This is a genomic window from Senegalimassilia sp. (assembly GCF_977052095.1).
Window position 1 is genome coordinate 1 of record NZ_CDRSTZ010000019.1, and the last position, 23,437, is coordinate 23,437.

Annotated in this window: 24 protein-coding genes; 18 read left to right on the plus strand and 6 right to left on the minus strand. The window is 62.3% G+C overall.

The window, feature by feature from the left end:
* The 4 genes from ACWI6D_RS05150 to ACWI6D_RS05165 all read left to right on the plus strand — a co-directional run.
* The coding region (locus ACWI6D_RS05150) for a nickel-dependent hydrogenase large subunit (RefSeq protein ID WP_449133910.1) at positions 1 to 272 on the plus strand (272 nt) is incomplete at its 5' end.
* 1 nt (position 273) lies between these two features.
* Complete coding sequence (locus ACWI6D_RS05155) at positions 274 to 972, plus strand: cytochrome b/b6 domain-containing protein (RefSeq protein WP_129424340.1); 699 nt, start codon at positions 274 to 276, stop codon at positions 970 to 972.
* A 90-nt stretch (positions 973 to 1,062) separates the two neighbouring features.
* Positions 1,063 to 1,491: a hypothetical protein gene (locus ACWI6D_RS05160; RefSeq protein WP_449133911.1), complete on the plus strand. Its 429-nt coding sequence runs from the start codon at positions 1,063 to 1,065 to the stop codon at positions 1,489 to 1,491.
* 180 nt (positions 1,492 to 1,671) lie between these two features.
* Positions 1,672 to 2,214 carry a hydrogenase maturation protease gene (locus tag ACWI6D_RS05165; RefSeq protein ID WP_449133912.1) on the plus strand — a complete coding sequence of 181 codons (543 nt, stop codon included), beginning with the start codon at positions 1,672 to 1,674 and terminating at the stop codon, positions 2,212 to 2,214.
* Positions 2,215 to 2,594: 380 nt separating this feature from the next.
* On the opposite strand, the gene ACWI6D_RS05170 is transcribed toward ACWI6D_RS05165, so the two are convergent.
* The 3 genes from ACWI6D_RS05170 to nth all read right to left on the minus strand — a co-directional run bounded on the left by ACWI6D_RS05170 (position 2,595) and on the right by nth (position 5,016).
* Positions 2,595 to 3,140 (minus strand): hypothetical protein, encoded by a 546-nt coding sequence (locus ACWI6D_RS05170; RefSeq protein ID WP_449133913.1) that lies wholly within the window; start codon positions 3,138 to 3,140, stop codon positions 2,595 to 2,597.
* A 280-nt stretch (positions 3,141 to 3,420) separates the two neighbouring features.
* The gene (locus tag ACWI6D_RS05175; RefSeq protein ID WP_449133914.1) at positions 3,421 to 4,137 is read right to left on the minus strand and encodes a YczE/YyaS/YitT family protein; all 717 of its coding nucleotides are present in this window, start codon (positions 4,135 to 4,137) and stop codon (positions 3,421 to 3,423) included.
* Between the two features lie 216 nt (positions 4,138 to 4,353).
* A complete protein-coding gene (nth, locus tag ACWI6D_RS05180) occupies positions 4,354 to 5,016 on the minus strand; it encodes an endonuclease III (RefSeq protein ID WP_449133915.1) in 663 nt (220 codons plus the stop codon).
* 392 nt (positions 5,017 to 5,408) lie between these two features.
* Between nth and ACWI6D_RS05185 the strand changes: the two genes are divergently transcribed.
* Positions 5,409 to 6,173: an HAD family hydrolase gene (locus ACWI6D_RS05185; protein ID WP_449133916.1), complete on the plus strand. Its 765-nt coding sequence runs from the start codon at positions 5,409 to 5,411 to the stop codon at positions 6,171 to 6,173.
* A 173-nt stretch (positions 6,174 to 6,346) separates the two neighbouring features.
* The gene (gene mfd, locus ACWI6D_RS05190; protein WP_449133917.1) at positions 6,347 to 9,847 is read left to right on the plus strand and encodes a transcription-repair coupling factor; all 3,501 of its coding nucleotides are present in this window, start codon (positions 6,347 to 6,349) and stop codon (positions 9,845 to 9,847) included.
* A gap of 263 nt (positions 9,848 to 10,110) precedes the next feature.
* Here the strand turns inward: mfd and ACWI6D_RS05195 are convergent, their stop codons facing one another.
* On the minus strand, positions 10,111 to 10,881 hold the full coding sequence (locus ACWI6D_RS05195; RefSeq protein WP_449133918.1) for an NAD(P)H-hydrate epimerase: 771 nt from the start codon (positions 10,879 to 10,881) through the stop codon (positions 10,111 to 10,113).
* Positions 10,882 to 10,988: 107 nt separating this feature from the next.
* Positions 10,989 to 11,459, minus strand: coding sequence for a methylated-DNA--[protein]-cysteine S-methyltransferase (locus ACWI6D_RS05200; protein WP_449133919.1), 471 nt, complete (start codon positions 11,457 to 11,459; stop codon positions 10,989 to 10,991).
* 120 nt (positions 11,460 to 11,579) lie between these two features.
* Between ACWI6D_RS05200 and rpe the strand changes: the two genes are divergently transcribed.
* The 5 genes from rpe to ACWI6D_RS05225 all read left to right on the plus strand — a co-directional run bounded on the left by rpe (position 11,580) and on the right by ACWI6D_RS05225 (position 16,241).
* Positions 11,580 to 12,284 (plus strand): ribulose-phosphate 3-epimerase, encoded by a 705-nt coding sequence (gene rpe / locus ACWI6D_RS05205; RefSeq protein WP_303251744.1) that lies wholly within the window; start codon positions 11,580 to 11,582, stop codon positions 12,282 to 12,284.
* 7 nt (positions 12,285 to 12,291) lie between these two features.
* Positions 12,292 to 13,500, plus strand: coding sequence for a cysteine desulfurase family protein (locus ACWI6D_RS05210; RefSeq protein WP_449133920.1), 1,209 nt, complete (start codon positions 12,292 to 12,294; stop codon positions 13,498 to 13,500).
* 106 nt (positions 13,501 to 13,606) lie between these two features.
* Positions 13,607 to 14,419 (plus strand): histidinol-phosphatase HisJ family protein, encoded by an 813-nt coding sequence (locus ACWI6D_RS05215; protein ID WP_449133921.1) that lies wholly within the window; start codon positions 13,607 to 13,609, stop codon positions 14,417 to 14,419.
* Between the two features lie 77 nt (positions 14,420 to 14,496).
* Complete coding sequence (locus ACWI6D_RS05220) at positions 14,497 to 15,456, plus strand: Nif3-like dinuclear metal center hexameric protein (RefSeq protein ID WP_449133922.1); 960 nt, start codon at positions 14,497 to 14,499, stop codon at positions 15,454 to 15,456.
* Positions 15,457 to 15,515: 59 nt separating this feature from the next.
* On the plus strand, positions 15,516 to 16,241 hold the full coding sequence (locus ACWI6D_RS05225) for a zinc ribbon domain-containing protein (RefSeq protein WP_449133923.1): 726 nt from the start codon (positions 15,516 to 15,518) through the stop codon (positions 16,239 to 16,241).
* Positions 16,242 to 16,387: 146 nt separating this feature from the next.
* On the opposite strand, the gene rpmB is transcribed toward ACWI6D_RS05225, so the two are convergent.
* A complete protein-coding gene (rpmB, locus tag ACWI6D_RS05230; protein WP_129424364.1) occupies positions 16,388 to 16,579 on the minus strand; it encodes a 50S ribosomal protein L28 in 192 nt (63 codons plus the stop codon).
* Between the two features lie 225 nt (positions 16,580 to 16,804).
* On the opposite strand from rpmB, the gene ACWI6D_RS05235 reads away from it, so the two are divergent.
* The 7 genes from ACWI6D_RS05235 (at position 16,805) to ACWI6D_RS05265 (ending at position 23,340) form a co-directional block, all read left to right on the plus strand.
* Positions 16,805 to 17,152 (plus strand): Asp23/Gls24 family envelope stress response protein, encoded by a 348-nt coding sequence (locus ACWI6D_RS05235; protein ID WP_129424366.1) that lies wholly within the window; start codon positions 16,805 to 16,807, stop codon positions 17,150 to 17,152.
* 61 nt (positions 17,153 to 17,213) lie between these two features.
* Complete coding sequence (locus tag ACWI6D_RS05240) at positions 17,214 to 18,845, plus strand: DAK2 domain-containing protein (protein ID WP_449133924.1); 1,632 nt, start codon at positions 17,214 to 17,216, stop codon at positions 18,843 to 18,845.
* Positions 18,846 to 18,854: 9 nt separating this feature from the next.
* On the plus strand, positions 18,855 to 21,035 hold the full coding sequence (gene recG, locus ACWI6D_RS05245; RefSeq protein ID WP_449133925.1) for an ATP-dependent DNA helicase RecG: 2,181 nt from the start codon (positions 18,855 to 18,857) through the stop codon (positions 21,033 to 21,035).
* A gap of 9 nt (positions 21,036 to 21,044) precedes the next feature.
* Positions 21,045 to 21,632 carry a 16S rRNA (guanine(966)-N(2))-methyltransferase RsmD gene (gene rsmD / locus ACWI6D_RS05250; RefSeq protein WP_302718936.1) on the plus strand — a complete coding sequence of 196 codons (588 nt, stop codon included), beginning with the start codon at positions 21,045 to 21,047 and terminating at the stop codon, positions 21,630 to 21,632.
* A gap of 33 nt (positions 21,633 to 21,665) precedes the next feature.
* A complete protein-coding gene (coaD, locus tag ACWI6D_RS05255) occupies positions 21,666 to 22,148 on the plus strand; it encodes a pantetheine-phosphate adenylyltransferase (RefSeq protein WP_129424374.1) in 483 nt (160 codons plus the stop codon).
* Between the two features lie 155 nt (positions 22,149 to 22,303).
* A complete protein-coding gene (locus tag ACWI6D_RS05260; protein ID WP_129424376.1) occupies positions 22,304 to 22,780 on the plus strand; it encodes an ATPase in 477 nt (158 codons plus the stop codon).
* Positions 22,780 to 23,340, plus strand: coding sequence for a YceD family protein (locus ACWI6D_RS05265; RefSeq protein WP_449133926.1), 561 nt, complete (start codon positions 22,780 to 22,782; stop codon positions 23,338 to 23,340). The genes ACWI6D_RS05260 and ACWI6D_RS05265 overlap by 1 nt, the downstream gene beginning before the upstream one ends.
* Positions 23,341 to 23,437 lie beyond the last annotated feature (97 nt).

The following is a 23,437-nucleotide window of genomic DNA, read 5'->3' on the forward strand; positions in this document are numbered from 1 at the left end:
ACCACAGCGAGTCGGTCAAGGACGGCAAGATCCAGGGTTACCAGATCATCATTCCGTCCACGTGGAACCTGGCCCCGAAGAACGAGAAGGGTCAGCACGGCCCGCTCGAGGAGGCGCTGATCGGCGTGCCGGTGGGCGACATCGAAAAGCCCATCAACGCGCTGCGCACGGTGCATTCCTTCGACCCCTGCACGGCCTGCTCGGTGCACATTTCCGAGCCTGCCACGGGCAAGCGTTTTGAGACCGTCACGAGCCCTTGGGGGGTGAAGTAACATGGCGCATTTGGCACACTATCGCGAGGCGCATCCGCTGCCGTTCGTTATCACGCACTGGATCAACCTTGTTGCCATGATCCTGTTGATTTTCACGGGCTTCTACATTCACTACCCGTTCTTCTGGGGTTTTGAGTCCATGGCTCGCGGCATTCACGTGTTCTTCGGCTTCGTGCTGTTCATCAACTGCATCGCGCGTCTGATCATGGCCTTCATCGTGAAGTCCTCGCCGACTGGCGGCACCCGCAAGCAGGTGACCGACTACAAGACGTGGCTTCCGCAGAAGGACAACCTGCATCAGGGCCCGCAGTGGATCAAGTACTACCTGTTCTTCAAGAAGGATCACCCGCTGGCTGCTAAGCTGGGCGTTCCGCAGAAGATCAGCTACCTGCTTATCCCCGTGCTCATCATCCTGATGTTCTACACGGGCTGCGCTCTGTGGGTGCCCACGGCTGACCTGCCGCTGTTCGCTGCCGGCACCAACCTGGTGGGCGGGCTTATGAGCATGCGCATCATCCACTACTTCATGATGTTCGTGTTCATCTGCTTCATGTTCATTCACGTGTACCTGGCCAACGTCGAAGGCATTGCCCCGTCGCTGCTCATGTTCTTCCATAAGGAGCATGGCGGCCTGGTGTACGACCCTGATATCCACAACATCATCGGTGAGGACGATCTGGGTCACGGCGAGAAGCACTAGTTCGCTTTTGTGGTCTGCGAAGGCCCGGCCGCGTTTGCGCTGCCGGGCCTTTTTCGTGCTGCGAGGGTTTGGCCTTATGCAAGGAGATTCATGGCTGAGTTGACTGATGAGCAGATTGCCGCTGAAGAGCGCTTTCTTGAGGGGATTCCGCGCTGGAACATCGGCGCGCTGTTTTTGCCGCCCATTTGGGGGCCGGCGCACGGTTTTTGGGTGACCATCTTGTTCTACCCGCTGTGGCTGTTCGCCGATAACTCGTTCTACGCGGCGTATTCGCAGCGGACGACGCTTTCGGTGGTGCTGGCCGTTGTGGTTGGCGTGGTGTTGGTTGCCGTGACGTTTTTGTTTGCGCGGCTCAGCCAGCCGTTTGCCGCGCATCGGGCGGTGGCGCGCGGCGTGTCGAAGGAGACGTATGTGCGCCGCGAGCGTATCTGGGCCGTGGTGTGCGTGGTGATCGGCTGCGCTATGATCGGGTTTGCCACCTGGTACAACCTGATGATTCGTCCCGGGCTGGGGGCGTAGCGCATGGCTTGCGAATGTGATGGACGTGCGGTTGGTGATGAGTTGCGTGAGCGTGGGGCCGCGTGCGCTGGCGTACCCTCTGCGAATGGCGAGGGATTTGAGGATGCCTGCGGTGCTGGTGATGAGGGGCTGACTTGCGATGATGCTCCTCGGCATGAGGGCTGGGGGTTGCATGAATATGTGCTGAGTAGCGAAGCGGTGCCTGTTGACTTGCGGCCGAAACGCATTGCGGTGCTGTGCGTTGGCAATCGGCTGATGCTTGACGATGGCATAGGCCCTGCGGTTTACGATGCGCTGGTTGCGCAGTATGACGTTCCTGAAAACGTTGAGCTGCTTGACCTGGGGTGTTTGTCGCTGGCTATGATTGATCGCGTGCGCGAGTTTGACGTGATTCTGACGGTAGACGCCGTGGACGATTCCGGTGAACCTGCTGGCACTATCTTGCGGTATGCTCCCGACGCCATGGCGCGCCACGTAGGCATCACCGCTAGCTTGCACGATTTGAAGCTGATCGACTTGTTCGATTCCGCCGCGCTGTTAGGCTATCAAGCCGAAGGCCTGTGCTTAGGCATGCAAGTGGAGAACGCGTCACCAGCAGAAGCCACCGAAGGCCTCACGCCCGCTGTGCATAAAGCACTTCCCTTGCTGGTAGATGTTGTTGCCGGTGAACTGGCAAGGTTAGGGAGCCCCCTTGAGAAGCGTGATTTCGCCAACGAAGAGTAATGCCGGGGACGGTATAACGTTGCAACCAAAATCGCAGAGTCGAGCGAAAGCTCGACCCAAGTGTGACGCGCCTACGGCGCTGTATATGAACGGTTGAGCTTTCGCTCAACCCTACGAAATCGGTGCAGCATGTGCTGACATGCGGTTCGCCGGAGTCAAAACCTCAACTTTACATATATGCGCTTTTCTAATAGTGGCGCGCCCTCTGGGCGTTATCTAATAAGGGACGAGCTTTCGCTCGTCCCTACGGTGTCTTTATGCAAGTGTTTTACTTCTAGCCTGGCTATATCCGCAGGTCTGCTTCGTAGCGTTGAGCGAAAGCTCGACACCAAGTAGAAAGCGCGAAGCACGTTGCCAAATTCTTAACTCAACCGCGAACCCTACGCGTTCAGCTTGGCTTCTGCTTCCTTAATGCGCTTCACTAAGAACTCCTGCACGTCTTCACGCGGAATATCCAACGAAATGGCCAGCTCATCGCACAGTAAGCCTTCCGCAAGGTCCAGATACTTCTTGTCGACCGCCGTTGCCTGGTGGCCGTTTTCTTCGCGGGCCAGCGTGCGTTCGTGGCACGTTTTGATGATAGGGACCAGATCCTTCGGCGACAGCGTTTTCAGGTATGCGTCGTACGTTTCCTTCACGTGACGCTGCTTGAGCGACGACGTGTTGGCCGTTGCGGGCAAGTTGTCGTTGACGTCTGCCGGTTCAGCGCCGGCTATGGAATCGATGAGGTCAAGCGCCTCCTGCTTCTGCATGACGGGGCGCATGATGGGCGGTTTTGCAGCATCGCAGGCGACGAACAGCTTCAGTGATCGTTCAAATACGGCGTGCAGCTCCCAATAGTCCTTGTTATCGAAATACTTTTCGCGTTTTTCCGCGATGGTGCACACGTGGTGTTTGAAGATGACGGTATCGCCGACGTTGGCCATGAAGCCTCCTTGAGTGCGTTGCAGTGGCGGCAGACGCGCCGGGCAAAATGCTGGTGGAGGGCTGCTCGGTTGGTGCGATTTGCAATCCAACAGACAGTATTATACCAGGTCGATACGAATAAAGCCTTCGCTTCTCCACAGCTTTGGCCTTTTGACCGGTTATGTGATTACGGATGCGTGTTGCGGGCTTTTTCGATTGTGCCTAGCGGTATGATTCGTCCCGTTCAAGCCTTCTCTATTGCTCGCGAATTTCATTCTCGCAGCAATCTTTCTGCGCGTACTACCCCAGTTGACCTTGAGCTGCTTGTACGGCGCTTGTACCCTTCACGCCCAAAAGCGGATCGGACAGCTTTTCCTTGAATAGCTTCATGAAGATCTTTAGCGCCAGTCCGTTGCCAAACGCAGCTACGATGGTTCCTTCGCGAATGCCTGCGATGCCGCCCAGACACGTCAGAGAGATGGCGAACGTGGCGATGACGCAGAGCGGATCCCAAATCAGCTTCGCCGTGGAGTTCTTCAGGCCGAAGCGGTAGCTGATGCCCTGCATGACGCCTTCGCTGGGCAGCGCGATGATGTTCGGCGGCAGATAGTACACGTAGCCGAAGCCCATGATGACAAGGCTGAGCCCCAGATATCCCAGCTGCGCCGCATAATTCGTAGGGTCGGGTGCGAACGAGAACAGGAAGTTCGTGAAGTCTACCACCACACCGAACGCCATGGACACGGGCACCTGCAGGAGGTTTTTCAGTTCGAACGCGCGGCCTTTCAAGATGATTTGCAGCACGACGAAGCTGGTGTAGAAGATGGCGGTCCAGGTGCCCATCGACCAGCCGTTCGCAAGGCCCGCTACGTAGGCCATCGATGATGCCGGCGAGATGCCCAGGCCTGATTTCACGGAGCATGAAATGGCCAGGGCCACAAGAAACAGTCCGATGCAATAGGATATCCAACGGCGCACCAAGAGGTTGGTAGCGCTGAGCTTTTCATTTGCTTGCATGAAGATGCCTTTCGCGGTTTATGCGCGGCCGTTCGCGGTCGTGCGTCATGAAACGCCGCTTATTGTAGAGAGGTGCGCGCGTGGAAGCGACACCCGAACAGGGTTACTTCATGTGGTCTGCAAAAGGCGATGGGCACTGACGAAGATTTGCCCGGTTATCTTGCACTTTAGTTGAGAGCTACGGGTGGCTCGGGCACTTTGCTCTGTTGCGGATGTTTACTTTTTGCCGGCGCTGGGGCAGAGGTCTGAGAGAAAACACGTCTCGCATTTCGGACGCCGTGCGATGCACGTTTCGCGGCCGAACAGCACCCATTGGTGGTTGATAGGGCCCCAATAATCACGTGGATACAGTTTCAGCAGCGCTGTTTCCGTTTTCTGCGGCGTGTCTGCCGAGGGGCCTACCAGCTTCAGCTTGTGCGCGATGCGGAACACGTGCGTGTCCACCGCAATACCCTCAACAATGCCGAATGCTTCGTTCAGCACTACGTTGGCGGTTTTGCGGCCCACGCCGGGCAGCTTCTGCATGAGTTGCATATCGCGGGGGATTTCGCCGCCGAATTCCGTTACCACTATGCGTGCGCATTTGATGCAGTTTGCGGCTTTCGCATGATAGAAACCGATGGTGCGGATGATGTTTTCGACATCCGCGATTTCTGCTTGCGCAAGCGCTTCGGGCGTGGGGTAGCGCTCCCACAGCGCTGGCGTTACTTTATTCACGCCTTTGTCGGTGGTTTGCGCCGACAGCAGCACGGCGATGGTGAGCTTGAACGGGTCGCCCCAGTAGTGCAGCGCGCATTCGGCGGCGGGGTAGTGCTCGTTCATGCGCTCGGCAATTTTTAGCGCGCGTTCCTTTTTGTCCTTCATCAATTCGCGCGGCATGGGCGCTCCTTTCCGTATGCTTAGAGCAAGTATACCGCTGCGTTCCGCTAGGCATCTTTCTATTTTAGCTTGCCGGTTTGCAAGCTTTTGCTCTGGCTGTTTTGCTGTTTCAGGGTTTCAATATATCGAGGCATCCTCTAATAGCTCTACACTGCTCGCTTTCTCTTTGCGTATTTATCCGCATTACCATTCGGCAATTCCTTGTGGTGTTGTAAGTCATTGTTGTATGGATGTTGTTGTACGTATAACATCATCCAGCACTTCGAATTGTTCGTGCCGTATGGCCATCTATTCTTGCACCTTGCGATTCTTGAACTTCTTGAAATGGCCGCTCTTGTTGTTTACTGCTATACACTGTTGGCGAAATTTGTTTCTGAACGAAAGCGATAGCTATGCATAAGAAATACTTCTTCTTCGATTACGACGGCACCCTTGCGGCGCCTTTGACGCAGACCATTCCGGATAGCGCCCTTGAGGCAGTTCGGCGCTTGCGGCAGGCTGGCCATTTCGTTGGTTTGGCTACGGGCCGTCTTCAGGCGAACGCGCTTGATTACGTGAAATCGTGCGGTATCACCTCGCTGGTTGCCGATGGCGGCAACTCCGTAACCCTTGATGGGAAGCTTGTTTGGATGGAAAGCATGCCGGTTGGTCCATGCAAAGATCTGCTCCATCGACTTGATGCTCAGGGCATTCCTTGGGCTGTGATGACGGAAAACGTAATGCGTCGCTATAGCCGCAGTGAAGCGTTCGAAATGGCGTCTTCCGATGCCTATGCGCCCACTGTTGTTGCCCCTGATCTGAGCATCGGCTCGCTGTCGACTATCTACAAGATGTTCGTGCCCTTAGCGCCCGAAGACGAGCATGTGGTGGACTTCGGTTCTGTCTCTCATACGCGCTATGACGCACAGTGCGTCTTCTGCGAACCCACCGACAAGTCAGTAGGAATCAAGAAATTGTGCGACATCATAGGAGCACCCTATAAAGACGTAGTGGTCTTCGGAGACGGCTATAATGACCTGAATATGTTCATTCCCGAGTGGACAAGCATCGCCATGGGCAATGGCAGGGAGCCGCTGAAGCAGAAGGCGGATTATGTAACTTCGCGCTATGACGAAGATGGAATCTTGCGCGCGGTGGAACATTTCGGTTGGATTTAAAACACGAACAAATGTTGTATTTTGCGTGCGCCTCTTCAAGTGAGGCGTTGTGGCCGGGCGGCGCATGATACATTGATGCAAACATTGTTGCCGCGATGGAATGGCCCTCGCGGCTTTTCGCGTCTGCCAAGAAGCTTGAGGCGGGGCGCATATGCGTTTGCGGGAGGAATTGCATGCTCATCGACAGCTTACGATTCGCGTTGGAGCGCTCGGGGTGCTTGGACGAGTTTTGGGGCAAGTTGGATGCCGCCGGTGACGGCACGCTTGGCGTTGCGAATAGCGCGCGCCCGTTTTTGGTTGCTGCGCGGTTCTCGCATCGTCCGCAAACCACGCTGGTGGTAGTTGCTGGCGAAGAGGCGGCCATTACGTTTGCGCGCAGCTTATCGGCCTACCTTGGCGAAGACAAGGTGTTGCGCTTTCCCGAGCGCGCCGATCTTCCGTTTGCGAAGAAGCCGGCGGATCTGGCCACCATCGCGCGCCGCATGGAGGCGGCGCATGCGCTGCAAACAGGGCGCCAGGTGGTGGTGGTTGCCAGCGCGCGGGCGCTGCTGCGCATGTTGCCGCCTGCGGAAGCGAAGGCTGCCGCGCCGCTGACGTTTGCCGCTGGCTTCGAGCTTGCAGACATGCCGGGCGCACAGGCAGCGGGCATCAACGAGTTCGATGATTTGATTCACGCGCTTGAGGCGCGCGGGTTTGCGAACGCGGGCGAGCTTGATGGCCCGGGCACGTTCTGCACGCGCGGCGGCACCATCGACGTGTACCCGGGCAACCTTACGTATCCGGTGCGGCTCGATTTCTTCGGCGACGAGCTTGACGAGATTCGCCGCATCGTTCCATCCACGGGGCAAACCATTTCAAGTCTGCAGCAGGTGGAAATCTATCCGATCGTTGAATTCTCGTGCAGCAAATCGGGGCTGGCTCGCGCCCGCAAGAAGTTGGCAGCGCAAGCAGGCACGAACCCGGCGTTGCGTCAGGTGGCGGAACATCTGGAAAACGCCGAGGGCGGTCTGCGCTTCGAAGGCAGCGACGTGCTGCTGCCGTATTTGTATGAAAAGCCGGTAACGCTCGGCTCGTATCTGCGCAAAGACGCGCTGTCGGTGCTTATCGAGCCGCGCAGCCTGTTTGACGACATGATGCACGCCTCGGAGGAGCTTGAAGCGCGCGCGAAGGGGACGAACATTGCGCTTGAGGGTTTGTTTGCGGCGGCGCCCCAGGTCAGCTTCGGCGATTGCCAGCGCGCAACGTACGTGTCCATCATGCGCGTCGGCGGCAACGTGGACGTAGAGCTGCCGGTGAAGCGCGTGGAAGTAGCCGGGCATCCCGACAAGCTGTTCGGGCGCCTGCGCAGCTTGGTGGACGACGGTTTCACGGTGGTGTTCAGCGCGCCGAACCGCCGCAGTCGCGCCGATATGATGCTGGCGTTCGTGGACCAGGGCCTTCCCATTCAGGAATGGCTTGACGCCGAAGAAGACCCCAACGACCTGGATGGCCAGAAGAAGCGCCGCCTGCGTCGCGGCGTGGTAAACGTGGTGGACGTGGACATCCCGCTGGGCATGATTATCCCGAAGGCGAAGCTGGGCATGATCAGCGTGTCCGACACGCAGGGGGCTTCAACAGCACGTCCGAGTCGCCACATCGACATCACCGAGATCACGTTCCCGTATAAGCCGGGCGACTACGTAGTGCACGCGCAACACGGCGTGGCGCACTTCAAAGAGTTGGTACGGCGCGAAATCGACGGCACAGCGCGCGATTACCTGCTGCTGGAATACGCTGAGGGCGACAAGCTGTTCGTGCCGGTTGAGCAGCTTGATCGCGTCACGCGCTACGTGGGCCCCGAGGGCTCCACGCCTCGTTGCACGCGCCTGAACACGGCCGACTGGTCGCGTGCCATGAAGAAGGCCAGCGCCGCCACGAAGAAGCTTGCATTCGACCTGGTGGACGTGTACGCGCGCCGCGCAAGTGCGCAGGGCTATGCGTTCGGGCCCGACACGCCGGCGCAGCGCGAAATGGAAGAGTCGTTCCCTTATCAGGAAACGCCTGACCAGCTGGCCGCCATCGCGGACGTGAAGGCGGATATGCGCAGCACGAAGCCCATGGACCGCCTGGTGTGCGGTGATGTGGGCTTCGGCAAAACCGAGGTGGCGTTGCGCGCGGCGTTCGCGGCGACGCAGGACAAAAAGCAGGTGATGGTGCTGTGCCCCACCACTATTTTGGCGCAGCAGCACTACACGAACTTCAAAGACCGCTTCGACCCGTTCGGCGTAACCGTCGAGGTGCTCAGTCGCTTCCGCACGCCGCAGCAGCAAGCAGCGGCGCTCAAAGGCTTTGCCGACGGTAGCGTGGACGTGCTGGTGGGCACGCACCGCTTGCTATCGCGCGATGTGAACCCGCACGACTTGGGCCTGGTCATCATCGACGAGGAACAGCGTTTCGGTGTGGGCCATAAAGAGCAGATGAAGAACCTGCGCGAAAGCATCGACGTGCTCACGCTTTCTGCAACGCCTATTCCGCGTACCATGCAGATGTCGCTGTCGGGCGTGCGCGACATGAGCCTCATCCTCACGCCGCCCGACGATCGCCGTCCGGTTGAGGTGCACGTAGGGGAGTGGGACCCCGACCTGGTCAGTGCCGCAATCAGGCGCGAGCTGGCGCGCGGCGGGCAGGTGTACTACGTGTCGAACCGCGTGCGCTCCATCGAAGAGGCGGTACGCCGCGTGCAGGCAGCGGCCGGCGAAGCGCGCGTGGGCGTAGCGCACGGGCAGATGGACCGCGACACGCTTGAGAAGGTGATGGAGGAGTTTTCGGCTGGCCAGCTTGATGTGCTGGTGGCCACTACCATCATCGAGTCGGGCATCGACAACCCGCACACGAATACGCTTATCATCGAGGACTCGCAGCGGTTGGGCTTGGCGCAGATGTATCAGCTCAAAGGTCGCGTCGGCCGTAGCTCCACGCAGGCGTACGCATACTTCATGTTCCCCGAGCACGTCAGCCTCACCGAAGAGGCGCAGGCGCGTCTAACGGCGCTTGACGAGCACACCGACTTGGGCAGCGGCATGCGCATTGCCATGCGCGACCTGGAGATCCGCGGCGCGGGCAGCCTTATGGGCGCCGAGCAGTCGGGCAACATGTCGGCCGTGGGCTTCGACCTGTTCGCGCAGATGCTAGCCTCGGCGGTGAACGCCACGCGCGAAGGCGACTTGAAGGCGGCCGACGGCTTGCCGCCGGCGCTGTCCGACATTACCGTGAACCTGCCAGGACATACCTATCTGCCTGAAGAATACGTGCCCGAGGCCGATGAGCGCGTGCTGTGGTACCGTAAAATCGCAAGCGCGGCCACCGTGGGAGCCGTCGAAGATATTTATGAAGACATGGCGGCTAAGCGTCCCGACATGCCGCAGGCGGCGAAAAACCTGTTCGAGAAAGCCCGCATCAAGGCGTTTGCGAACGAGCATCACATCAAAACGGTGTCGGTGGTTGCGGGAAAGCTGGTAGTCGAGCCCATCGACATCCCGCGCGACAAGATGACGCCGCTGCGCCGCGCCGGCGGGCGCTACCTTGCCGACAAGCGCAAACTGCAGCTGCCGCTCAAATACTTCCGCCTCACCGAAAAAGACAACCTCTTCACCCCCGTGGCCAAATTCCTCAAAGAAATGCACGGCGAGGAGTAAGGAAGCGGAGCATGGGTAGGTTGGTCGAATCGCGATAAAAGAACGTGACGTGCCCTATGGGCACTAACGAAAAAAGGTCGGAGCTTTCGCTCCGACCTACATGTATCTATACAAGTTGAACGTGCAAGAACAAAGATGCAACCATGCGCTATCGATTGAAAAGGGTTTCTAAATGGATCTCGTTGCTGGGCGAAAGCGCTCGCAGTCAGAATCGTAGGGTCGAGCGAAAGCTCGATCCATGGAAAAGAGCGCAAAGCGTGACACTAATGTTTCAATGCGTCGCTATATCGCCCTATGCTGTTCACCAGGGGCGCAAGCTTCATTGAGCCAGTCCATCGCGCGGCTTCTGGTTTCACCAATCCGGGTTTGTAGACGATCATGGTTACGGTTGCGTCGGCGTGGATGCATGGTTGGGCGGCGAGGCCCGTTTGGGCCGACATGCCCGAGGGGACATCGGCGGCAACAATGCGGGTGGCAACATCGCCTTCTGCCTGTTCGCAATCCGAAGCGCTTTCGCGGCGTTGATTCGCAAGACTGATCCACGTTGCGTACGGTTCGCGCACTTCTGTACCGGAAAAGCCTGTTCCCAAGATGGCATCTACGATGCAGTGCGCTTCGTTAATTTCCAGTTTCAGCTGCTCAGCGTTGGGCGCTACCAACAACGTGAGCGGAAGTTGGTTGGTTTGCGCAGCGGCAAGCGCCTTAAGCGCTGCGCTGTGCGCGGGCTCGGCTGTGAGGGCTTCGGCCGGCCGTGGGGCTACCAGCGTTACCGGCCAGCCGGCTTGCGCAAGCGCACGTGCGCATACCCAGCCGTCGCCGCCGTTGTTGCCGCTGCCGCAGAGCACCACTACGGGTGCGGGGCCAGCAAGTTGGGCTTGCACTTCGTCTGCGATAGCGTTGCCAGCTCGTTCCATCAGCTCGGCAAGCGAGGTTCCGCCAGCGGCAATAGCCTGCTCAAGCTTCGTCACATCCGCCACATCCAAAACAGGCTGATGCTCGAAGCCGGAATCCTTCTCGAAATCTTCGTGGATCATATGCAGGTTCCTTTCCAGCTGCTGACCAACGTAACGTGTGCATAAAAACATGGTGACGCGCCCTTTCGGCGCTGTCGAATGAGGGCTGAACTCTCGCTCATAAGACCTTATCCTTGCTGCTCGAAGCGCAAAAGGGCGGCGCGCACGCGGGCGGGTTTGCCTTCGCCCCAGGGCTGGCCGTTTGCGCGTACCAGCCGATGCGTGGGCACTACCAGGGCAAACGGGTTCGCGCGCACGGCGCCGCCTACGGCGCGGTGCGCGCCGGCATGCCCGATGCGGCTGGCCAAGTCGGCAGCAGTGACCGTTTGCGCATACGGCACATCGGCAAGCGCCTTCCACGCCTGCTGCTGAAACGGCGTGCCCATCTCGGCCAACGGCAGATTGAACGTGGTGCGCTTGCGGGCAAGGTATTCCTGAATCTGCGTGGCGGCTAGGTTGGTAAGCTCGCTGGGTGCCTGTGCGCCCGAAAGCGCCACACGGCCAAGGGCAACGCGCGTGATGGCGCGCCCGTTCGCGGCAACGGTGATGGGCCCGGCCGGCGTGAAATAGGTGTAGAACGTTGAGCTGCTCTGTTGCATCAAGCCTCTTTCGGTAGCTTGTCGATATTATACGGCTGCCGCGCGCCGCGTCGTCGGGCCAGGCGCGGTGCGCTAGAATACGCACAAGAAGACGAAAACCCCAAGGGGAAGGAGCCGGGCGTGTTCGAGCCGGTCAAAATCGCTCCGTCCATTCTGTCGGCGGACTTCATGAACTTGCAGCGCGACATCAAGGTCATCGAGGCGGGCGGCGCGGGATACGTGCACGTCGACGTCATGGACGGCCACTTCGTGCCGAACCTGACCATGGGCGTGCCCGTGGTCAAGCAGCTGAAGAAGATCACGAACATGCCGCTTGACGTGCATCTGATGATCTCGAACCCGCTTGACCAGCTGCCGTGGTTTTTGGACGCCGGCGCCGACATCGTCACGGTGCACGCCGAAGCCGCCGCGGGCTATCAGCTTGAGCGCGCCGTCGAGATGATCCACGCTGCTGGCGTGAAGGCTGCCGCATCGGTAAAGCCGCACACGCCGGTGGAGGTGCTGGCCCCCGTCATGGCGCAGCTTGACATGGTGCTGGTCATGAGCGTGGAACCGGGCTTTTCCGGCCAAAGTTATATCGAAGGCTCCGAGCGCAAGGTTGCGCGCGTGGTGGAGTTGGCGCGCGCGGTGGGCGCAAGCCCGCTTATCGAAGTGGACGGCGGCATCGGCGTGAAAACGGCTCCGCTCGTGGCAGCTGCCGGCGCCGACGTGCTGGTGTGCGGCTCGGCCGTGTGCGGCGCCGCCGACCCGGCCGCTGCAATCGCCGAGGTCACACAAGCGGCCGAAGCCGCGCGCAAGGCGGCGCTTGCCGCGAAGGAGGCGTAGGGCCTAGATGGTGGCGAAGGTTCCCGACAACTACGTATACCTTGACTACGCCGCAACGGCGCCGCTTATCGAAGAGGCCGCGCAGGCCATGGCCCCCTACATGCAGCCCGGCCGTGCCAACATCGCCTACGGCGGCAACGCGAACAGCCTGCACGTGCCCGGTCGCGCCGCGTTCGCGGCGCTTGAGGACGCGCGCCGCCGCATCGCCCGCTCGCTCGGCGCGCAGCGCCCCGACGAGCTTATCTTTACCAGCGGCGCCACCGAGGCTGACAACGCGGCGCTGTTCGGTCTGGCCAACGCCGCCGTGGCCGCTCGCCGTCGCGCGGGCGCGGGCGACTTCACGCCGCACGTGGTGGTTTCGGCCATCGAGCACGACGCCGTGCTTGCGCCCGCCAAGCGCTTGGAGCAGCAGGGCTTCCGCGTCACGCGCGTGGCCCCGAATCGCGCCGGCTTCATCACGCCTGAAGCGCTTGCGGCCGTGCTTGATGCTAACACGGTGCTTGTCAGTGTCATGACCGCCAACTCCGAGCTCGGGTCCATCCAGCCGGTAGCCGAGCTGGCGAAGGTGGCCCACGCCGCCGGCGTGCTGTTCCACACCGACGCCACGCAGGCGCTGGGTAAAACGCCTGTTGACGTGCGTACATGGGGCTGCGACGCCGCGTCGTTTTCCGCGCACAAGGTGGGCGGGCCGAAGGGCATCGGCGCGCTGTACGTGAAGGCGCGCACGCCCTTCGACGCCTATCTGCTCGGTGGCGGGCAAGAGGCGGGCAGGCGCTCCGGCACGCAAAACGTTGCCGGCGCAGCGGGCTTCGCCGCAGCCGTCGAAGCCGCGCAGGCCAACCAGCCCGCCGAAACGCAGCGCCTGGCCGCGCTGCGCGACAAGCTGTACGCGGCGCTTGCCGCCACGCCTGGCGTGCACCCCACGGTGGACGTGGCGCCGGGCAGCACCGAATACCTGCCCAACATCGTGCACGTGCTGGTGGACGCGCTTGAAAGCGAAACGCTCATCCTGCGCTTCGACATGCGCGGCTTCGGCGTATCGGGCGGTTCGGCGTGCAGCTCGCACTCGCTCGAGCCAAGCCATGTGCTGCGCGCCGTAGGCATCGGCGACGACGCGGCGCACGGTGCGCTGCGCATCTCCATGGGCCGCTACACCACCGAAGCCGACATCGACAATTTCATCGCGGCGGTCGGGCCGGTGCTTGACTGGGAATAACAACGATACGGGGCTGCCGCTAGGGCGGCCCCGTTGCATCTGGGCAACGAAAAGCCCGTGCGTCGGCCGCCGGCCCGCGCAGGCAGCACACCGAAAGGAAGCGAACATGGAACTGGTCACCACGCACACGCACACGAACTACACGGGCCACGGTCACGGAACCGTGGCCGAGCTGGTGAACGCCGCGGCGGCGGCCGGTATTTCCGCCATTGCCGTCACCGAGCATTACCCCATGTCAGAGGCCATGGATCCTACAAACGAGGTTTCCATGCCGTGGGACAAGATGCCGCAGTACCTCATCGACATCGCCGCGGCCGCCGCCGCGCACCCCGCTATGGACGTCCTGCCCGGCTGCGAGGTCGACTGGCTGGGTGCGCAGGAAGACCGCGACTTTTCCGCGCTTGATTTCAGCAACTTCGTCCACGTGCTGGGCAGCGTGCACTACCTGGACGGCTGGGCGTTCGACGACCCGGCGCAGGAGGCGCGCTGGCACGACGTGGGCGTCGACGCGGTGTGGCGCCGCTACTTCGAGGTGTGGTGCGAAGCGGCCAGCTGCCGCGAGGCGCCGTTCACGTGCATGGCGCACCCCGACCTGGTGAAGAAATTCGGCTACCGCCCCAGCTTCAACCTGCAGCCGCTCTATGACCAAGCCGCCGAGGCCGTGGTCGCCGGCGGGCACATGGTGGAGGTGAACACGTCGGGCCTCACGTACGCGTGCGCCGAGCTGTTTCCCGCGCCTGACCTGCTGCGCACGTTTTTCCGCGCGGGCATCCCGTGCACCATCGGCACCGACGCGCACGACCCGGCCGTGGTGGCGCGCAACCTCATGCCGGGCCTGCGCGCCATGTACGACGCAGGGTACCGTTGCGTGACGGTTCCGACGAAATCCGGCGATCGCCGCGAAATCGTACTAGAGTAGTAGGTGCAAGCAATGCCCGCGAAGCGGGCCGGCGCGGGGCAGCGGGCCGCGCGCCGAGGCGAAGAAGCCGCAAACTCATGGGAAGGTACGTGATGGACATGGCTTCGAAGAAGATCAAGATCGAAGGTTCCGGCGAAGGCAGCGAGCCGAAGAAGGAATCGAAAAAGGGGAAGAAGCAGGCGCTTGCCCGCATGACGGCCGGCACGCTGTCGGCGTACACGTTTCGCCTGACGGTGGTCGCGCTCGAGCGCGCGCTTCTGGCCGAATACCCGGCGGCAGACGCCGAGGAGTGGGACCGCACCGGCCTTCTGGTGGGCGACCCGGCGGCGCAGGTGCGCGCCGTGGCCGTTGCGCTCGACCCCACGGTGGCGGCCATCGACGCGGCTGCCGAGGCCGGCGCAAACGTGCTGATCACGCACCACCCGGCGTTTCTGACGCCGCCCACGTCGTTCAAGCCCGCGGCATCGGTGGCGCAAAACCCCGGCGCCGGCGTGTACCGCGCCATCGAGCGCGGCGTGGCGCTTATGAACTTCCACACGGCGCTCGACGTTTCCGCACGCGCCCAGCGCATGCTGCCCGGTATGCTGGGCCTGTCGCTGCGCGGCGTGGTGGAGCCGCTGGCGGGTTGCGCCGAAAAAGGCTACGGACAGTTGTGCGCGGTAGCCGGCGAGCGCCTGACGCTCGGCCAGCTGGCGGCGCGCTGCACCAGCGTGTTCGGCCGCGCCCCGCGCGTGTGGGGCGATTTCGACTGTCCCGTTTCGCGCGTGGTCACGTGCACGGGCTCGGCCGGCCCCACGGGCAAGCTGGCGCTTGCCAACCACGCCGATGTGCTGGTGGCCGGCGAGGTGAAGTACCACGACGCGCTTGACCTGTCGCAGGCGGGCATGGCCGTCATCGACCTGGGCCACGACACGTCCGAGCTGCCGTTTTGCCGCGTGCTTGCCGCAAGCGTGCGCGACGCCGGCGTGCCCGACGAGCTGGTCATGGTGGTGGGGCAGCAAGACAACTGGGCGTACCCCGAAGCGGTACGCGTATAGCAGAAGGCAAACCGCGCCTGGCATGTGCGCTTGCCAGGCGCCCGATCATAAGGAACAGCATGAGAATCGATTCGGACGTTTTGGCAACGCTTCTGCACATGCAGGAGCTCGACGTGCAGGTCATCCGCACGAGCAAGCAGCTTGAGGACATGCCCGAGCGCAAGGTCATCCTTGACGCCATGGCGCGCCGCCGCGCCGTCGAGCAGAAATCCGAGCAGGTGGAGGCGCTGGCCGAAAAGGCGGAGGCGAAGCTTGCCCGCATCACGGAGGAAGACGACGGGCTGGCCGAGAAGGCGCACCGCGTGCAGGCCGAGATTGACGAGGTCAAAGGCGACTTCCGCAGCGTCGAGGCGCGCACGAAGGAGCTTTCGGGCATCCTCAAGCGCCGCGAAGCGCTTGAGGAGGACATGCGCGCTGCTGACGCGGAGCTTGAGAAGATCAACGCCGTTCGCAACCAGGTTAAGGCCATTTTCGCGAAGATCGACGAATCCGAGCAGGCTGCGAAAAGCGTGTTCGTAGAAGAAGGCGGCAAGCTCAAGCAGCACATCACCGGGCTGCAAAAGCAGCGCGCCGACCTTGCCGCCGACGTGCCGGCCGACGTGCTGAAACTCTACGAGCGCACGTCCGGTGCTACGGGCGGCGTGCCGCTCGCGCTTCTGGCTGAAGACCGCTGCGGCGCCTGCCGCACGCCCATCGACCACGGCCGCATCGTGGACATGCGCACCCAGGGTAACGTAGGCACCTGCCCGAACTGCGGCCGCATGCTGGTCCTGAAAGCCGACTAACCGCCCGAACTGGGACAAGGGGATAGTCCCTTTGTCCCAGTTTTCGTTACGGAAGCGTTTCCTCTGACAACAAGGAAAACGGCGTGAAGGCAACAAAAAAGCCTGCCCCGTCGGGCAGGCTTTTTCGATTCCAGAAAAGGTTTCGCTTATGCGCGGGTGACCTTGCCGGCCTTCATGCACTTCGTGCAGACGTTGGCCTTGCGGACATGACCCTTAGCGTCCTTGATGGTGACCTTCTGGATGTTGGGACGGAACCAGCGGTTCGTCACGCGGTGGGAATGGCTGACGCTGCGACCAGCGACGGGGCCCTTACCGCAAACTTCGCAAATCTTAGACATTACTCATCACTCCATGTACCTAGGTTGCATGCATTCGGCTTCTGATAAAGCCGCTCTTGCACAAAAGCCCTCATACTATAGCACACGCTTCAACGTCCTCACAAGAATTTTTCGTGTATATGGGCTTTAGCCGCGCAGCATGCATACCGTCTGCACAAATGCATGCGCTATACTCACGAAAGAAGTTTCGAGCCCGCATGTTTTCGCGCGCCAGAAAGGAACGCCATGAACGATACCATTCCCGGCAACCTTCACGTTGCCAACGATGTCCTGGCCGACATGGTCGGCAACGCCGCGCTTGAGTGCTACGGCGTCGTCGGCATGGCCGCACCTTCGGCAGCCGACGGCATCGCTAAGATCCTGCCCGCCTCGCGCCTGCGCCGCGGCGTGGTGGTCACCACCACCGACGCCGGCGTGCACGTTGCGCTGTACGTGGTCATCGAGTACGGCACCAACATCAACACGGTGTCGCAAAACCTCGTCGACCAAGTCACGTTCGTCTTGAAGGAATATGCGCGCGTCCCGCTTGACGGGGTGGAAGTGCATGTGCAGGGCGTCAAGGTCCGCAAGTAGCGCTTTTGCCGACAACGGGCGGCGCGCCACCGCGCAGCCTTCATGAAGGAGAATCCCATCAATGTCTGACACTTATACCAGCAACGACCTGGTGAACGCCATTGCGGCCGCCAGCAAGAACCTCAGCGCGCGCAAGGACGAGGTCAACCGCCTGAACGTCTTCCCCGTGCCCGACGGCGACACCGGCACGAACATGTCGCTGACGCTTGAGTCGGTCGTTGCGAACCTGGCCAAGCTGCCCATCGGCGCTTCCGGTGCCGAAATCCGCAAGGCCATCACCAACGGCGCGCTCATGGGCGCCCGCGGCAACTCCGGCGTCATCACGTCGCAGATTCTGCGCGGCCTGTGCGAAGGCTCGGCCGGCCACGACGCCGTGAACGCCGAGTCCATCGAAGCGGCGCTTGCCAAGGCGCAGGACGTGGCGTTCAAAGCCGTGCGCAAGCCGGTGGAAGGCACCATCCTCACCGTGCTGAAAGATTCCGCCGCCGCTGCTAAGCACGCGCGCAAGAAGAAGATGTCGCCGGCCGACGCGCTGGCCTACGTGGTGGAGGAAGCCTACGCGTCCGTGCAGCGCACGCCCGAGCTTCTGCCCGTGCTGAAGGAAAACGGCGTGGTCGACTCCGGCGGCTACGGCCTGGCCATCCTCATCGACAGCTTTGTGGCCGCGCTGACCGGCAAGGAAGGCCCGCTTGTCGACGAGCTGGCATTCGCGCGCGACGCCGCCCCGAAGGTCGAGATCGAGCAGATCAACGACTGGGAAGGCAGCGAATACACGTACTGCAACGAGTTCCTGGTTGACTCCGACGTGCTCGACAAGAACGAAGCGCTGGACTTCCTGTCCACCATGGGCGACTGCGAGCTGTGCGTGGGCGAACGCCCGAAGTTCAAGGTGCACGTGCACTCCAACACGCCCGACAAGGTGCTGGCGTACTTCCTGGAGCGCGGCCAGATTTCGGAAGTGTTCATCCACAACATGAAGCTGCAGTCCGAGGAGCGCACGGAAAAGCTGGAGGCCGAAGCCGCCGCCGAGCACAAGCCGCTGGGCTTTGTGGCCGTGGCCGCCGGTGCGGGCAACGCGAAGATCCTCGAATCGCTGGGCGTCGACGTGGTGGTGTCCGGCGGGCAGACTATGAACCCGTCCACGAAGGACCTGCTCGACGCGGCTGCCAAGGTCAACGCCGACGCGGTCATCTTCCTGCCGAACAACAAGAACATCATCATGGCGGCCCAGTCCGCCTGCGAGCTGGCCGAAAAGCCGTGCGGCGTCGTCCCCACGAAGTCCGTGCCGCAGGCCTTCGCCGCCATGTTCGGCGTGGACGCCGACGCAACGCTTGAGGAAAACGTCGAGGCCATGACCGAGGCGTTCGAGGACGTTAAGTGCGGCGAGGTCACCACGGCCATCAAGGACTCGAAGGACGCCAACGGCAACCCCATCGCCGACGGCGACGTCATCGGCATCTCCGACGGCGCCATCTACGCCGTGGGCGCAAACGTGTCCGACGTGGTCATGGGCCTGCTTGAGCATATGGAGGCCGATGACTGCGACACGTGCACGCTGCTTGCCGGCGAAGACCTCTCCGACGAGGACTTCCAGGCCCTGCAGGCGCGCATCGAGCAGGCTTACGAAGACCTTGAGATCGACGCGCACCGCGGCGGCCAGCCGTTGTACCCCGTCGTCTTCTCCGTGGAATAGGGGCGCGCGGTGGCCGATAGGCTCACAGCTACCCTTGCATTAGATAAACCCGCCTCGCGCGTGAAGCTGGTCAGCCCGGCTCGCGCGCAGGCGCTTTCGCAGCTAGGCGTGCGCACGGTCCGCGACTTGTGCACGCACTATCCGCGACGCTACGTCGACCTGTCGAAGCGCGAAACGGTTGCCACCGCGCGCATCGGCGGGTCGTGCACTATCCAGGGACAGGTCCACGAGGTGAAGCTGAAGCGCCCGCGCCCGCAGCTTACGCTGGTGGAAATTTCCGTCGTGGACGAAACGGGCGTGCTGATGGTCACGTGCTTTCGCCAGCCGTGGCTGAAAGACCAGCTCAAACCCGGCATGCCCATTGCCGTGGCCGGCAAGGTGGAGTTCAACTACGGCTTCAAGCGCATGGTGAACCCCTACCTGGAGCCGCTTGAGGCGGGGCAGTCGGCCGAGGGCATGATCATCCCTGTGCACCCTGCGTGCGAGAAGATCTCGGTCGCGTGGATGCGCCGCATCGTGGAAAACGCCCTTGACATGGTACGCGGCTGCTATGACCCGCTGCCGCTTGACCTGCGCGCGAAGTACCGACTCATGTCGCGCACGCAGGCGCTTTCGTGCATCCATTTCCCGCAATCCATGGACGAGGTGGCCCAGGCGCGCCGCCGTCTGGTGTACGAAGAGCTGCTGCTGCTTGAGCTGGCGCTTATGGAACAGGCGCAAAACCGCAGCGCCGGCGCCACCCCCACCGCGCACGTGGTGGACGGCCCGTGCGCGGCCGCGCTTGAGTGTGTGCTGCCGTTTTCGCTCACCGACGAGCAGGTTGCCGCCCGCAACGACATATTCGCCCAGATGGCAGCCCCGCGCGCGGCGAACCACATGCTGCTAGGCGACGTAGGCACGGGCAAAACGGCCGTGGCCGCCTTCGCGCTTGCCGCCGTGGCCGACACGGGCACGCAGGCCGCGCTCATGGCGCCCACCGAGGTGCTTGCGCGCCAGCACGCCAAAAGCCTGGGCGCGTGGTTCGACCAGATCGGCGTGGCGTGGGGCCTGCTCACGGGTGCCACGCCCGACGAAGAACGCCAGCGCATCGTGCGCGAAACGCTTACCGGCAAGCTGCAGGCGCTCATCGGCACGCACGCGCTTTTGGAAGACGACGTGCGCTTCGACAAACTTTCGCTTGCGGTCATCGACGAGCAGCAGCGCTTCGGCGTGGAGCAGCGCGCGGCCCTGCTCATGAAAGGCGGCGCGCCCGACGCGCTGTTCCTGACGGCCACGCCCATCCCGCGCACGCTGGCGCTGGCCGTGTTCGGCGACATGACGCTGTCCTACATCCACCGCCGCCCGCACGACGCGGCGCGCCGCACCACGCACGTGCTGGCGAAGGCCGACCAGGGGCAGGCCTACGATGCGGCGCGCGCGGCGCTTGGGCGCGGCGAGCAGGTGTACGTGGTGTGCCCGCTTATCGGGCAGGACGGCGCCGCCCGCGACAGCCGCGCCGGCGGGCGCCGACGCGAAACGGACGAGGAAGCCTACGAGTACGCGGCCATCAGCATCGAGTCCGACGGCGATTTCTCGGGCGACAACGTCACGGCCGCCACGAAAGAGGCCGCCTACCTGCAGGAAACGGTGTTCGCCGACTGGCGCGTCGAGCTGCTGCACGGCCGTATGAAGGCCGCCGAGAAAGACGAGGTCATGGCGCGTTTCCGCGCAAACGAAACGCAGGTGCTCGTGGCCACCACCGTCATCGAGGTGGGCGTGGACGTGCCCAACGCCACCGTCATGATCGTGGCCGACGCCGACCGCTTCGGCTTAGCGCAGCTCCACCAGCTGCGCGGCCGCGTGGGGCGCGGCGAAAAGCCCGCGCAGGTGTTTTTGCTTTCCGCGTCGAAATCCGAGGCGTCGCTGGCGCGCCTTGCGGCCATGGAGCGCACCGACGACGGCTTCGAGCTGGCGAAATACGACTTGTCGCTGCGCCGCGAGGGCGATATCCTGGGAAATCGCCAAAGCGGGGCAAGCGTGCTGAAGCTGGTGAACATCGTGCGCGACGAGCGCATCATCGAAGCGGCCCACGCCGACGCGGCAGCCATCATGGTGGCCGACCCCGCGCTTTCGGATCTTGACCACCAGGCGCTTGCCCTTGAGGTGCGCCGAACGTTTCCCGCAGACGCCGCCGGCGCCGCGGCCCACTAGGAGGTTGCCATGAGAATCATCGCGGGCGAATTCCGCGGACGCACGCTGCTTGCCCCGAAAGGCGACGGCACCCGTCCCACCACCGACCGCGTGCGCGAATCGGTCATGAGCACGGTGTTCAGCGCGCGCGGCGGCTTCGAGGACGCCATGGTGCTCGACGCGTTCGCCGGCTCGGGGGCGCTGGGGCTCGAAGCGCTCTCGCGCGGGGCTGCGCGCGCCGTGTTCTACGAGCGCGCCCCGGAAGCGGTGAAGGTGCTGCAGAAGAACGTGGAGAAGATGGGCCTCGAGCCGCGCCGCGCCACCGTCACGCGCGCCGACGTGCTCGAACGCGCGCCGCAGTTCTCGCGCCCGCCGTTCGACCTCATCTTCTTGGACCCTCCCTACGCCTACGCCGCCGCCGACGTGCTGGGCATGGTTGCGGGCCTGGTCGAGCGCGGCGTGGCGGCGCCCGACGCGCTGGTGGTGTACGAGCATGCGCTTGCCAGCAACGACGAAGCCGCCGCCGCAGCCGCCGAATGCGGGTTCGAACTTGCATCGCGCAAGAAGTACGGCGATACTACCGTAGATGTGCTGTGTGCCAGCGCCTGCGCAGACTGATCCATCGAAACGAAAGAGGGAGTTGCACCAACCATGAAGCGTGCATTGATTCCGGGGACGTTCGACCCCATCACCAGCGGTCATTTCGACGTGATCGCACGCGCATCGCAGCTGTTCGACGAGATTATCGTCGCGCCGGCCGCGTCCATCAAGAAGTCCCCGCTGTTCACGCTTGAGGAGCGCGTGGCGTTTATCGAGCAGGCCACGGCCGACCTGCCGTGCGTGAAGGTGGCGCCGTTCGACGGCCTGCTGGTGGACTTCGCCAAGGAAATGGAGGCCACGGCGGTGGTGAAAGGCCTGCGCGCCATCACCGACTTCGAATACGAGTTCCAGATGACGGCCATGAACTACCAGCTGTCGCCCGAGCTGGAAACCGTGTTCATCATGTCCCCGCCGCAGTACATGTACCTGTCAAGCTCCATCGTGCGCGAGATCGCGCAGATGGGCGGCGACGTGGAGCAGTTCGTGCCCGCCTGCGTCAACGCCGCTCTCAAGGAAAAGTACGGCAACCGCTAACGTGCCTGCCGTTTGCCCAGCGCCTGTGTGCATGCTTTGTGCTTCACGGGCGCCGGGCGCGCTCACATGCTATTATGATTATCTGCATGCATGGGCTTTAGTCCCGCATGCTCAAACGCAGTTTCAACGCAGCAAGCCTGGGTGGAAGGATCATCATGGACGAAACAGGAGTCTTGGGGCTTTTGGAAGAGCTCTCGATTCTGCTTGAGGACTCTAAGCCGGTGTTCGGTAAGACGAACCTGCGCCAGGTCGATATCGCTGCCGCTTTCGAGATCATGGACGAGATTCGCGACACGTTCCCCAGCGAATTCTCTCAGTCGCGCCAGATCGTGCGCGAACGCCAAAGCCTGCTTGACGATGCGGAGGCCGAGGCCAACCGCATGATCGAGGATGCGCGCAGCCAGGCGATGACCATCGCCTCCGAGCAGGAAATCGTGCGCATTTCCCAGCAGCAGGCCGACCAGCTGCTCGCCGACGCGCGCGAGCTTGAGCGCCAAACGCGTGCGGGCGCGGAAGATTACGCCGACGAGGTGTTCGGCCATGTCGAGCAAAGCCTCGACACGCTGCTGAACAACGTGCGCCGTTGCCGCGACCGTCTGAACGCCAACGCCATGGCGCAGGGCCGTCAGTAATGGACGCCGTGAAATTCGAGGTCCCGCCCGAGCTCTTCGTCACTGCGGAGAGCTCTTCTTTTGCGGGGCAGTTGAACTTGGGCACGCTTGAGGCCGGCCCCGATACGTACCGCTTCAAGAAGCCTATCGATTGGAACGTCACGGTCAGCAACACCGGCGACGCGCTGTTGGTCATGGGCCGCGCCCATGCGCTGGCCAGCGTGCCGTGCGCGCGCTGTCTTGATTACTTCGACGTGGAACTTGACGGGGAAGTGGAAGGGTATTTCCTGCTCAGCCCCGATGAGGCCGCGCCTGAAGACATGGAAGACGACGAGTTCGAGGTGCTTGGCGCCGACAAGGTGCTAGACCTTGAGCCGCTCATCATCGCGGCCATTTTGGTGGAGGCGCCGCTGGTGCCGCTGTGCCGCGAGGATTGCGCCGGTTTGTGCGCGCAGTGCGGGGCGAACCTCAACGAGGGTCCGTGCGCGTGCCAGGCGCAGCCCGACGACGACCTGCCGCGCATGTCCGACGGTCGCGTCAGCCCCTTCGCCGCGCTGAAGGACATCGATTTCGGGCAATAGCCTGGAATTATGGAACCTGCATGGTTTGGGTTGCGGTTGCAAACCTAACCCTTGCGGGCACGGAAATACTTTGGTAATATATCACCTCGCGTGTTTA

What these genes read in the sequence shown, in the direction of transcription:
- rsmD (WP_302718936.1), top strand. Translation starts at nt 21,045, where the DNA reads ATGAGAATCATCGCGGGCGAATTCCGCGGACGCACGCTGCTTGCCCCG.
- ACWI6D_RS05200 (WP_449133919.1), bottom strand. Translation starts at nt 11,459, where the DNA reads ATGCAACAGAGCAGCTCAACGTTCTACACCTATTTCACGCCGGCCGGG.
- ACWI6D_RS05210 (WP_449133920.1), top strand. Translation starts at nt 12,292, where the DNA reads ATGGTGGCGAAGGTTCCCGACAACTACGTATACCTTGACTACGCCGCA.
- ACWI6D_RS05225 (WP_449133923.1), top strand. Translation starts at nt 15,516, where the DNA reads ATGAGAATCGATTCGGACGTTTTGGCAACGCTTCTGCACATGCAGGAG.
- nth (WP_449133915.1), bottom strand. Translation starts at nt 5,016, where the DNA reads ATGCCGCGCGAATTGATGAAGGACAAAAAGGAACGCGCGCTAAAAATT.
- ACWI6D_RS05195 (WP_449133918.1), bottom strand. Translation starts at nt 10,881, where the DNA reads ATGATCCACGAAGATTTCGAGAAGGATTCCGGCTTCGAGCATCAGCCT.
- ACWI6D_RS05215 (WP_449133921.1), top strand. Translation starts at nt 13,607, where the DNA reads ATGGAACTGGTCACCACGCACACGCACACGAACTACACGGGCCACGGT.
- ACWI6D_RS05155 (WP_129424340.1), top strand. Translation starts at nt 274, where the DNA reads ATGGCGCATTTGGCACACTATCGCGAGGCGCATCCGCTGCCGTTCGTT.
- coaD (WP_129424374.1), top strand. Translation starts at nt 21,666, where the DNA reads ATGAAGCGTGCATTGATTCCGGGGACGTTCGACCCCATCACCAGCGGT.
- ACWI6D_RS05260 (WP_129424376.1), top strand. Translation starts at nt 22,304, where the DNA reads ATGGACGAAACAGGAGTCTTGGGGCTTTTGGAAGAGCTCTCGATTCTG.
- ACWI6D_RS05240 (WP_449133924.1), top strand. Translation starts at nt 17,214, where the DNA reads ATGTCTGACACTTATACCAGCAACGACCTGGTGAACGCCATTGCGGCC.
- ACWI6D_RS05160 (WP_449133911.1), top strand. Translation starts at nt 1,063, where the DNA reads ATGGCTGAGTTGACTGATGAGCAGATTGCCGCTGAAGAGCGCTTTCTT.
- ACWI6D_RS05185 (WP_449133916.1), top strand. Translation starts at nt 5,409, where the DNA reads ATGCATAAGAAATACTTCTTCTTCGATTACGACGGCACCCTTGCGGCG.
- ACWI6D_RS05265 (WP_449133926.1), top strand. Translation starts at nt 22,780, where the DNA reads ATGGACGCCGTGAAATTCGAGGTCCCGCCCGAGCTCTTCGTCACTGCG.
- ACWI6D_RS05170 (WP_449133913.1), bottom strand. Translation starts at nt 3,140, where the DNA reads ATGGCCAACGTCGGCGATACCGTCATCTTCAAACACCACGTGTGCACC.
- ACWI6D_RS05235 (WP_129424366.1), top strand. Translation starts at nt 16,805, where the DNA reads ATGAACGATACCATTCCCGGCAACCTTCACGTTGCCAACGATGTCCTG.
- ACWI6D_RS05220 (WP_449133922.1), top strand. Translation starts at nt 14,497, where the DNA reads ATGGGAAGGTACGTGATGGACATGGCTTCGAAGAAGATCAAGATCGAA.
- mfd (WP_449133917.1), top strand. Translation starts at nt 6,347, where the DNA reads ATGCTCATCGACAGCTTACGATTCGCGTTGGAGCGCTCGGGGTGCTTG.
- ACWI6D_RS05175 (WP_449133914.1), bottom strand. Translation starts at nt 4,137, where the DNA reads ATGCAAGCAAATGAAAAGCTCAGCGCTACCAACCTCTTGGTGCGCCGT.
- rpmB (WP_129424364.1), bottom strand. Translation starts at nt 16,579, where the DNA reads ATGTCTAAGATTTGCGAAGTTTGCGGTAAGGGCCCCGTCGCTGGTCGC.